General features: G+C 71.0%; 11 protein-coding genes. 5 read left to right on the top strand and 6 right to left on the bottom strand.

What is annotated here, in order from left to right:
- Positions 1–69: 69 nt before the first annotated feature.
- Complete coding sequence (locus E1285_RS40430; protein ID WP_207947181.1) at positions 70–645, bottom strand: helix-turn-helix domain-containing protein; 576 nt, start codon at positions 643–645, stop codon at positions 70–72.
- A 65-nt stretch (positions 646–710) separates the two neighbouring features.
- On the opposite strand from E1285_RS40430, the gene E1285_RS40425 reads away from it, so the two are divergent.
- Complete coding sequence (locus tag E1285_RS40425; RefSeq protein ID WP_132159891.1) at positions 711–2141, top strand: MFS transporter; 1431 nt, start codon at positions 711–713, stop codon at positions 2139–2141.
- 314 nt (positions 2142–2455) lie between these two features.
- On the opposite strand, the gene E1285_RS40420 is transcribed toward E1285_RS40425, so the two are convergent.
- Together E1285_RS40420 and E1285_RS40415 are read right to left on the bottom strand one after the other, a co-directional pair.
- Entirely contained in the window at positions 2456–2680 is a 225-nt protein-coding gene (locus E1285_RS40420) for a helix-turn-helix transcriptional regulator (protein ID WP_132159890.1), read from the bottom strand.
- The gene (locus tag E1285_RS40415; RefSeq protein ID WP_132159889.1) at positions 2680–3282 is read right to left on the bottom strand and encodes a DUF2975 domain-containing protein; all 603 of its coding nucleotides are present in this window, start codon (positions 3280–3282) and stop codon (positions 2680–2682) included. The genes E1285_RS40420 and E1285_RS40415 overlap by 1 nt, the downstream gene beginning before the upstream one ends.
- Before the next feature lie 156 nt (positions 3283–3438).
- Here E1285_RS40415 and E1285_RS40410 point away from each other — a divergent pair, with 156 nt between their 5' ends.
- Both E1285_RS40410 and E1285_RS40405 read left to right on the top strand, forming a co-directional pair.
- On the top strand, positions 3439–3672 hold the full coding sequence (locus tag E1285_RS40410; RefSeq protein ID WP_132159888.1) for a DUF3040 domain-containing protein: 234 nt from the start codon (positions 3439–3441) through the stop codon (positions 3670–3672).
- A 58-nt stretch (positions 3673–3730) separates the two neighbouring features.
- Positions 3731–4561, top strand: coding sequence for a transporter substrate-binding domain-containing protein (locus tag E1285_RS40405; RefSeq protein WP_165966964.1), 831 nt, complete (start codon positions 3731–3733; stop codon positions 4559–4561).
- Here E1285_RS40405 and E1285_RS40400 read toward each other — a convergent pair.
- Positions 4558–5106, bottom strand: a complete 549-nt coding sequence (locus E1285_RS40400; protein WP_132159886.1) for a hypothetical protein — start codon at positions 5104–5106, stop codon at positions 4558–4560. The genes E1285_RS40405 and E1285_RS40400 overlap by 4 nt on opposite strands.
- A complete protein-coding gene (locus E1285_RS40395; protein ID WP_165966963.1) occupies positions 5103–6374 on the bottom strand; it encodes a protein kinase in 1272 nt (423 codons plus the stop codon). Before E1285_RS40395 ends, E1285_RS40400 begins: the two co-directional genes overlap by 4 nt.
- Positions 6375–6572: 198 nt before the next feature.
- Between E1285_RS40395 and E1285_RS40390 the strand changes: the two genes are divergently transcribed.
- Complete coding sequence (locus tag E1285_RS40390; protein ID WP_207947180.1) at positions 6573–7391, top strand: SAM-dependent methyltransferase; 819 nt, start codon at positions 6573–6575, stop codon at positions 7389–7391.
- 52 nt (positions 7392–7443) lie between these two features.
- Here the strand turns inward: E1285_RS40390 and E1285_RS40385 are convergent, their stop codons facing one another.
- Positions 7444–8607 carry a cytochrome P450 gene (locus E1285_RS40385; RefSeq protein WP_165966962.1) on the bottom strand — a complete coding sequence of 388 codons (1164 nt, stop codon included), beginning with the start codon at positions 8605–8607 and terminating at the stop codon, positions 7444–7446.
- Between the two features lie 199 nt (positions 8608–8806).
- Between E1285_RS40385 and E1285_RS40380 the strand changes: the two genes are divergently transcribed.
- Positions 8807–9466: a TetR/AcrR family transcriptional regulator gene (locus E1285_RS40380; RefSeq protein WP_243723391.1), complete on the top strand. Its 660-nt coding sequence runs from the start codon at positions 8807–8809 to the stop codon at positions 9464–9466.
- Positions 9467–9513 lie beyond the last annotated feature (47 nt).

Raw genomic sequence — 9513 nt, 5'->3', positions numbered from 1 at the left:
CGCCTGGAGAACCCCGGCCCCCACCCCCGACAGCTAGTTCGTGTTCCCCGGCTGGGGCCGCTTCGTGCTTCAGCCGTTCCTGGACGGACGGTCGGCGGTCTGACCGGCGCGGGCCGGGCCGCCGCCGTTCGGGTTCTCGCCGTTCGGGCCGCCGCCGTCCGGGTCCTCGTCGAGTTTCGGCGGGCCCATGATGATCTCGTCCACCCCGACGTCATGGCCGTCCGCGCACCTGACCTGTGACGCCACCGCCTTGCCGCAGCCGGCGTGGGTCAGCCTGACCTGGCGTCCCTCGTCGCCGGGCAGGTACGTCTCTCCCCATTCCATGAGCCCGACGAGCGTGGGCGCGAGGTCCTGGCCCATCTTCGTCAGGTGGTACTCGTAACGCGTGCGCTGCCCCGGTTCCTGGTAGGGCTCCCGGCTGAGCAGGCCGGCCTTGACGAGGTGGCGCAGGCGGGCGGTCACGGCGGACTCGGTCATGGCGAGGTTGCGGACGAAGTCGCCGAACCGGTTGGTCCCGAAGTAGGCCTCGCTCAGCACCAGCACCGCCGACGGCGGGCCGAGCGCGGCGAGCGTCCTCGCGACCGGGCAGTTCTGCATGGACCAGGCGTCGCGGTCGGCGAAGTGCCCCTCAAGTGCGATTGTCACGTGCCCACTATAAACCTTCTGACTTCGCTTGACCAAAGTCAGCCTGCTCGCTAGCCTCCCTGACTATGGGAGAACAAAGTCAGGTGCGTCCACGGGCGGTGCTCGCGGTGCTCTCCGTGGCCTCCTTCATGGCGGGCCTCGACCTGTTCATCGTCAACGTCGCGTTCGACGAGATCGGCCGTGACTTCGCCGGCCACCCCATGGCCGACCTGTCCTGGGTCCTCAACGCCTACGCGATCGTCTTCGCCGCCCTGCTCGTCCCGCTCGGCCGCCTCGCCGACCGCTACGGCCGCAAGCCCGTCCTCATCGCGGGCCTCGTCGTCTTCACCGTCGCCTCCCAGGCCTGCGCCATGGCGCCGGACCTGTGGTCGCTCGTCGGCTTCCGCGTCCTGCAGGCCGCCGGCGCCGCCGCGCTCATCCCCACGAGCCTCGGCCTGCTGCTGTCGGTCTACCCGGCGGCCCGCCGCGGCGGCGCGGTGCGGATCTGGTCCGCCTCCGCCGCGCTCGCCGCCGCGGCCGGTCCCGCGGTCGGCGGCGTCCTGGTGGACAGCTCCTGGCGGCTGGTGTTCGAGATCAACATCCCGATCGGGATCGCCGTGACGCTGCTCGCGCTCCGGTACGTCCCCGACTCCCGCGAAGGCGCCACGGCCCGCATCCCCGACCTGCCGGGAACCGTGGTCCTCACCATCGCCATCGCCGCGCTCGCCCTCGGCCTCGTGAAGATCAACGACTGGCCGGGCGACCAGACCACCGTCGTCATCGGCGGGGCGCTGCTCGCGCTCGCCTGGTTCTGGGTGCGCTCCCTGCGCCACCCCAGGCCGGTCATCGAGCCGTCCCTGCTCGCCGTACGCACCTTCTCCTGGTCGAACGCGACCGTCCTGCTGTTCAGCGTCGCGTTCGCCGCCAACCTCCTGCTCGGCGTCCTGTGGATGCAGCAGGTCTGGGGCTACTCCGCCATCAGGACCGGGCTCGCCGTCGCGCCCGGCCCGCTGATGGTCCCGATCATGGCGATCGTGGCCGGCAAGATGGCCACCGCGCGCGTCCCCGTCGGTCTGATCACCGCCGTCGGCTGCATGCTCTGCGCGTTCGGCGTCGTCATGATCGCGATGAGCCTCGGTCCGGCACCGGCCTACACGACCGAGCTGCTGCCGGGCTGGCTCATCGGCGGCACGGGCGTTGGCCTCGCCCTGCCCACCATCCTCTCGGCCGCCGCCGTCGACCTGCCGTCCCACCGCTACGCCACCGGCAGCGCGGTGGTCAACATGAGCCGGCAGATCGGCACCGTCCTCGGCGTCAGCCTCGCCGTCGCCGTCCTCGGCGCCCCGGCCGGCTACACCGAGGCGCACAACGCCTATGTGAACGCCTGGCTGATGGTCGGCGGGTTCATGGTGATCGCTGCGATCGCCGCCCTTGGCATGAACCCGCGCCGCCCGCAGCCTTCCCCCACCGTCCCCGACACAGAAACGGAAGTGGTCGCCGGCACCTCAATCTCATAGCCAGAGAGCCCGGGCAGCGGACGAAGCCTTGACCCGGACCGAAAGGCCCGGTTCGTTCGCTGTATTCATGGTGGAATCTCCGGGCTCGGGCGCTGGGCGCCCGAGCCCGGAGATTCCACGTGCGATCGCTGCATCGCTCCGGCTCGCCTTGCGGCTCGCTGCGCGATCAGGTTTCTCGCAAGCTCGAAACCTGCCTTCGGACGCGATCGCGACTGTTGGCCTTGTTGCGTGGTTGCTGTGGTGGCTGAGGTCGGCGCGTCCGTGGGTTCGGCAGGGTGTGGACCGAACGGTCACGGGATTTGCAGGTGAGCGGTTCAGGTCCGCTTGTAGGTGAGGAGGTCGCCGGGTTGGCAGTCGAGTTCGCGGCAGAGGGCGCTGAGGGTGGTGTAGCGGATCGCCTTGGCGCGGCCGTTCTTCAGGATGGACAGGTTGACCGGCGTCACGCCGACGCGCTCGGCCAGTTCGGTGAGGGTGATGCCGCGGTCGGCCAGGATCTGGTCCAGGTGCACCTCGATCTGGTGGGGCTCGTCCGGTGGCATCAGACGAGTCCCTCGGTGTCGGCGCGGAGACGGGCGCCGTGGCCGAACGCGCCCGCCAGGGCGGCGGCGAGGAACGCGAGGAGCAGGAGGAGCCCGGACAGCGTGTAGCCGGTCTCCACCGCGGGCTCCAGGGGCGTTCCGCCGACCAGGGCGATCGTCGTGAGGGTGTCCAGCGCCGGGACGACGAGTGCCGCCAGCAGGAGGGTGAAGGAGATCCCGGAGAGGCGGCGGGTGTTCTGCGGGACGAAGACGTCACCGTCCTGGAACGTCGTGGCCATCCGCATGAGGAGCGTCAGGACCACGATGATCAGTATGGCCTGGACGATCCCGGGGCCGGAGAGCAGGACGCGGTCCCACAGGCCGGGGTCGCCGACCGTGAGTTCGGCGTGGTGGGTGCCCCGCAGCGACATCCCTCCGGACGACAGGTCGGGCACCTGTGCCCGGGTGTCGATGTCGACTTCGCGGGCGTCCGCCGGCGGGATCAGGCCGATCACCCCGAGGAGTGGGAAGAGGGCGGTGACGCCGAACCCCAGCAGGGCGAGGCCGATGGTCAGTTCCAGGCCGTGGCGGTCGAGTCGTCTCAACCAGGATGTGGCTCGCATGGCTCCTCCGGGGGGCGTATCGTTTCTCGATAATATCGATATTCGATATGGCGTCGTCAAGGGGGGGCTGCGGGGGTCTGTGGCGGTAGATCTTGTTCGTGCGGGTTAGTTAGGGAGGAGTGCCGTAGCCGGGCGCCCGGGAGGGCTGGAGGAGCGATGAGCCTGCCGTTGCATGAGAGCCGCGTTCTCGCGCTGATCGAGATGGGGCTGTGCCGTGAGGATCGCGAGCTGGCGGAGCGGTTCGAGATGTTCAACAGCCTGACGGCGCCGAAGGCGCCGCCGTCCCGGGAGCGGCTGGAACCGGGCCTGCGGCTGTGCTGGGTGCTGACGGCGGCCATCCTCGTGGCGATTCTCGTCCTGGGGGTGGTCGCCGCCGCGGTGTCCGGTTAGCGCCGTCATCTGGAGGGACGTGCTGACCTTTCCGTCATGGGGGACTTATTGTTGCCCCGTGACGGTGAGGGGCGTGGGTGGGGTGTCGCGGGTTCTGGCGGCGGTTCTTCTGGTGGGCGGGCTGCTGGGCGCCTGCGGGCAGACCGGATCGGGGTCGCTGCTCGACAAGTCGACTCTTGTGGTCGGTGTGCGGCCGGACCTGCCGAGGATCGGGCTCAAGCTTCGGGACGGGCGGTTCCAGGGATTCGACATCGACGTCGCGCGCTACGTGGCGGACCGGCTCGGGAAGGACGTCCGGTTCGTCGAGGCGCTGGCGGCCGACCGGATACCGCTGCTGACCTCGGGACGCGCCGACATGGTGCTCGCGACGCTGTCGGTCACGCCGGAGCGCAAGACGAAGATCGGGTTCGCGGGACCGTACTACATGTCCTACCAGGACGTGCTGGTGCGGGAGGACGAGCGCGGGATCGACGGCATACGGGACCTGAAGGGGCGCAGGTTCTGCTCCGTGGAGGGGGCCAACCCCGCGGAACGGCTGCGGGCGATCCACGGGATGACCGCCAGGCTCGTCCCCGCCAAGGACTACGACGAGTGCATGGCCAAGATCAAGTCGGGTGCGGTGGACGCGATCAGCACCAACGACGTGATCCTGGCGGGGCTCGTCAAGCGGGAGGGCAGCGGGTTCCGGCTGGTGAACGCCCGGATCGGCGAGCAGAACACCGGGATCGGGCTGCGGAAGGGCGACGTCGGCGGGTGCGAGGCGCTGAACCGGGCCATCACGCAGATGTACCAGGACGGGACGGCCCCGAAGCTGCTGGACAAGTGGTTCGGCGGTACCGGCCTCGACCTGTCGATCATCGAGGTCCCCCAGTTCGAGGGCTGCGTCTAATCGGTGGCGTGTTCCAGGATGCGGTGGAGCTCTCTGGCGCGGTCGTCGTCGATCGCGCCCTCCCGCGCGCGTGTGGCGATCTTGTGGTGCAGGTGGGCGACGTCCGCGTCGCGGTGTTCGGGCGGGGCGCCGGGGTGGTCGAGGATCCGCTCGATCACGTTGGTGAGGTCGATGCCCACGTCGTCGCGGACGTCGCCCTGCTCGACGCCCTCGTCCACGGCGAAGTGGAGCCTGAGCAGTGCTTCGTATATGGGCGGTTCGGATATGGGCGGTTCGGATGATTTGGATGATCCGGGCGTCGGGGGCGGGGTGTCCTCCGGCGGGGACGATGCCGGCGGCGTGGTCGGCGGCGAGGCCGCCTGGAGGGGGAGCAGGCGGCTGGGCGGACGGTCGTCGCCCAGCGAGTCGCCGATCCCGATGACCATGGTGGCCGCGGCGACGACCGTGGCGACGACTCCGGCGAGCGCCAGCCACGGCAGGTTGGGGCCGCGCGCCGGGCGGAGCTCCTCGCTCCGCCACTCCCCGGTGTCCCGTTCGCTCGTCATGTCTGGATCGTCGCCAGCACGCGGGTGAGTTCGTCGGCGAGGTCCGGGGACAGGCCGCGTTCGTCGCGGCGGGTGGCGATCTTGTCCTGTAGCAGGTCGATCCGCTGCTCCACGTCGACCTCCCGGTCGGCGGTGAGATCGTTCTCCAGGTTCGTGATCACGTTGGTGAGGTCGATGGCGACGTCGGAGCGGATCTCGCCCGAGCGGTAGCCGCGGTTCACGATCGGGCGCAGCCGTCCGAGCGCCCCGGCCACGCCTGTTTCCGCCGCGCGTGCGCCGCGCTCGGGCGGCGCAGGCGTCGCGTCCGCTCTCGCGGGGGGCGGCGGGACGGTGACGGGCGTGCGCGGCGCGGAGACGAGCATCGCGGCCGCCGCCGTGACGGGGATCGCGACCACGAGGGCGAACGCCGCCAAGCGGGCGCTCCGGCGGCGCGGACGCGCGGGCAAGCGCAAGGCGCGGGTGCGGTGGTCGTGGGACGGCGCCTGGGGCCGCACCGCCGTGAAGACGGCGTTCGGCGGTCCGTCGTCGCGGGTGAGGAGCGCGGCGATCTCCGTCGCGGACGGCCCGTGACCGGCGGTCGCGGCGGCGCAGCGGGCGGCCAGCGCAGCCAGGTCGGCCGGTGCGCCTGCGGGGAGGCAGGCGGAGATGACGGCGCCGAGCGCGCGCAGGTCGGCCGCGGCTTCGGCGGGCACGGCCGCGGTCTCGGGGCCGGACCGCTCGCGGGCCCCGCGGAGGATCCCGCCGATGCCGGTGTCGATGACCTTGACGTCGCCGTAGAGGAGGATGACCTTGCCCGGGTTCAGGTCGCCGTGCGCCACACCGGCCGCGTGCGCGGCCTCCAGCGCCCCGGCGATCTGGGCGCAGATCCCGGTGGCCTCGGACGCGGTGAGCGGCCCGGCGCGCAGGCGTTCGGCGAGGGTCACGCCGTCGAGGAACTCGGTGACGACGTAGCAGACGAGCCGTCCGGACGCGTCACGGGTCCGGTCGCTGTCGTAGACGGTCTCCAGCGCCGCGTGGGAGAGGCCGGCGGCGCGGTTGACGCCCTGCTGGAACGCGCGTCGCCGGCCGGTGTGCGCGGGCGGCAGCAGCTTCACCGCGACGGGACGGCCGAGGAGTTCGTCCCAGGCGCGCCAGACCTCCAGTGAACATTTTTCGTCCTCGGCGTCCTGCGCCGAGTGACGGTCCTGGCGGCGGGCCGGACGAAAATTGTTCGGTGTCCCGCCGTCGTCGAGGCGGTCCACGAGCCGGTAACGCTCCGTCAGCCGCAAGCCCGATTCCACTCGAATCAACCCTTGTCGCACACATGGCCAGGTGTGGTCCCCGGCGTAGCAGGTGGTACGCGCCGGGTGGGGGCCGGGTTCGACGTGGGCGCACAAGGACGCTGCCGCGAAATCCTGCGCCCCGGAGGCGGCCGGTCTAGCGTTGGGCTCGAATTCGCATACCGCCCGTCCTGGAAAGGGATTTCCGTGACCAGTAGTGACAGTTTCGCCACGCCCGGCGAGCCGCCGAGCGAGATCGACACGTCCGTTCCGCATTCCGCGCGGATCTGGAACTACTGGCTGGGGGGCAAGGACAACTATCCGATCGACCAGCTGATCGGCAACCAGGTTCGTGACACCTATCCCGACATCGTTTTCGCGGCGCAGGCGTCCCGGCACTATCTGGCCCGCGCCGTGCGCTATCTGGCCGGTGAGGCGGGCATCCGCCAGTTCCTCGACGTCGGCACCGGGCTTCCGACCGCCGACAACACCCACGAGATCGCCCAGCGGCAGGCCCCGGAGTGCCGGATCGCGTACGTGGACAACGACCCCCTGGTGCTGGTCCACGCCAACGCGCTGCTCACCAGCACCCCGGAGGGCGCCTGCGCGTACATCGAAGCCGACCTGAAGGACCCGGACACGATCCTCAGCGCGGCGGCGGGCACGCTCGACCTCTCCCGGCCGGTCGCGCTGATCCTGAACGGGATCATGGGTCATGTCGCCGACACCGCCGAGGCGCACGGCATCGTCCGGCGCCTCCTGGACGGGCTCCCGTCCGGCAGCTACCTCAGCCTGAGCGACGGCACCGACACGAGCGAGGCCTCGGTCCAGGCGCACGACGAGTACAACGAGAGCGGCGCGGTCCCCTACAACCTGCGCAGCCCCGAGGAGATCGCCGGCTTCTTCGACGGCCTGGAGCTGGTCGAGCCCGGCGTGGTGCCGTTCACCGGATGGCGTCCCGACCCGGACCCGTTCGGCTCGCAGCAGGAGATCGACGGATACGCCGGTGTGGGACGCAAGCCATAGGACGCGGGCGGCGCAGCCCGAAGTGCCCGGCCTTTCGGGCTGCGCCGAGCCTTCAGCGGGGGGTGAGGGTCACGGGGAACTCCGTCACGCCTCTCACGAAAGCGTTGCGGAGGAAGCGGGGGCCTTCGGAGTCGGCCCATTCGGCGCTTTCCACGCGGGCCACGAATTCCTCGAAGAAGATCTGGAGTTCCAGGCGGGCGAGTGAGGCGCCCAAACAGAAATGGGGGCCGAGGCCGAAGGCGATGTGGTCGCCGGGACGCCGGGTGACGTCGAAGGCGGCCGGGTCGTCGAAGACGTTCTCGTCGCGGTTGGCGGAGCCGTACATCAGGAGGACCTGGCCGCCGGCGGGGATGGGGACGCCGCCGATCTCGGTGTCGGTGGCGGCGACGCGGCACATGTTGAGGATGGGGGTCGTCCAGCGGACGAACTCCTCGACGGCGTCCGGGATGAGGGACGGGTCCTCGCGCAGCCTCCGCCACTGCGCCGGGTGCCGGATGAGGGCGTTCAGGGTGGTCGCGATGACCGTCCGGGTCGTCTCCGCGCCGCCGACCAGCAGCAGGAGGGCCTCGTGGGCGAGGTGGTCGTCGTCGTAGGCGGGCTGGCCGGGCCCGGCGTTCGACCAGATGGACAGCAGGTCGTCGGTGGGGCGGGCGCGGCGCTCCTTGGCCATCTCGAGCACGGCGAGGGCGTACTCGCCGGCCGCGACCGTGGCCTCGTCGGTGATGTAGCGCTGTCCGCCGCCCGCGTAGACGGCCGTCTCCGACCAGTGGACGAGCCGCGGCCACGACTCCTCGGGGAAGCCGAGCAGCCAGCCGATGACGCGGGCGGGCAGCGGCGCGGCCAGCGCCGGGACGGCGTCGACGGTGCCCGCCTCCAGCGCCGTGGTGATGCAGTCGACGGCGGTCGCGCGGATCCGCTCGGCGTAGCGGGACACGCCGCGCGGGGTGAAGCGCTGGTAGACCATGCGGCGGCGGTGCGCGTGCTCGGGATCGTCCTGCCCGATCATGGACGGGTCGGCCGGTAGCTGCGGCCGGTAGCCGCCGGAGTTCGTCCACACCTTGGGGTTGCGTTCGACGGCGAACACGTCGGCGTGCCGGGAGACGCCCCACAGGCCGTTCCCCTCGTCGCGGTAGGCGGGGGTTTCGGCGCGCAGCCGGGCGTAGACGGTCCAGGGGTCGGTGGCGTACATCTCGCCGTCGAGAAGGTCGATGTCCATGGGGGCGCTCCTCGGGGGGACTCCGCGTGGCATGTCCGCACGTCCGTGCCCAAGAGTCCGCACGTTCGCGCCGACGAGCCTTGAATCTAGACGATAGTCTCATCCAAGCGAACGGTAGGTCCATCGTGAATCGGGGTGGCATGTCCGGCAAGGGCCTGAAAGGCCCCGATGTAGGCGTCTCGGGCGAACGTGCGGAAGAATGGGGACGGCCACGGCCGGACGCGCCCACGCGGAGAGGCAGGACGTTTTGAGCGGTGACATGCGGTTCACCGTCACGCGGACGCTGAGCAAGGATCAGCAGGCGCGGCGGGAACGCCTGATCGACTCGGCGCGGGACCTCGCGCTGGAGGGCGGCTACGCGGCCGTCACCATGCACGACGTCGCGGACCGCGCCGGTGTCGCCCGCGCGACCGTCTATCGCTACTTCGCCACCAAGGACCACCTCCTCACCGAGGTCGCGGCGTCCTGGGCGCACGGGGTCATCGACGACGTCGACGCGCTCGCGGTCGGCGACACCCCGCTCGAGCGGCTCACCGCCATGCTGGAGCGCATCGTGTACGTCGCGGCGGCGGAGCCGACGCTGACCTCGGCCATCATCCAGGCCGTGACCTCGGACGACTCCAGCGTCGACGATCCCCGTACGGTGCTGTTCCTGTTCCTGCGGGACCGGCTCTCGACGGCGATCGGCGACCCGGTGCCCGAGCGGGACGACGTCGAGATCGTCCTCGGGAACGTCCTGCTCGCCGCGCTGATCAGCCTGGCGTCGCTGCGCCAGCCGGCCGAGGAGGTCGCCGCGATGGTCCGCACCGCCGGCCGCCTGGTCCTGGCCGGCGCGCTGTCGGCGGCCACCACCCCCTGACCCCCTGCCCGCTCCACTCCCACCGCCCGCCCTGTACCGCTCCACTC

The organism is Actinomadura sp. 7K507 (assembly GCF_004348425.1).
In the GTDB taxonomy this organism is placed as follows: domain Bacteria; phylum Actinomycetota; class Actinomycetes; order Streptosporangiales; family Streptosporangiaceae; genus Spirillospora.
Note: the sequence above shows the minus strand (reverse complement) of the source record. Positions and strands in the feature narration are given on the sequence as shown.

Bases quoted from the DNA above. Each gene is read 5' to 3' on its own strand.
- E1285_RS40425 (WP_132159891.1), top strand. From the start codon at position 711: ATGGGAGAACAAAGTCAGGTGCGTCCACGGGCGGTGCTCGCGGTGCTC.
- E1285_RS40420 (WP_132159890.1), bottom strand. From the start codon at position 2,680: ATGCCACCGGACGAGCCCCACCAGATCGAGGTGCACCTGGACCAGATC.
- E1285_RS40415 (WP_132159889.1), bottom strand. From the start codon at position 3,282: ATGCGAGCCACATCCTGGTTGAGACGACTCGACCGCCACGGCCTGGAA.
- E1285_RS40410 (WP_132159888.1), top strand. From the start codon at position 3,439: ATGAGCCTGCCGTTGCATGAGAGCCGCGTTCTCGCGCTGATCGAGATG.
- E1285_RS40400 (WP_132159886.1), bottom strand. From the start codon at position 5,106: ATGACGAGCGAACGGGACACCGGGGAGTGGCGGAGCGAGGAGCTCCGC.
- E1285_RS40385 (WP_165966962.1), bottom strand. From the start codon at position 8,607: ATGGACATCGACCTTCTCGACGGCGAGATGTACGCCACCGACCCCTGG.
- E1285_RS40380 (WP_243723391.1), top strand. From the start codon at position 8,807: ATGGGGACGGCCACGGCCGGACGCGCCCACGCGGAGAGGCAGGACGTT.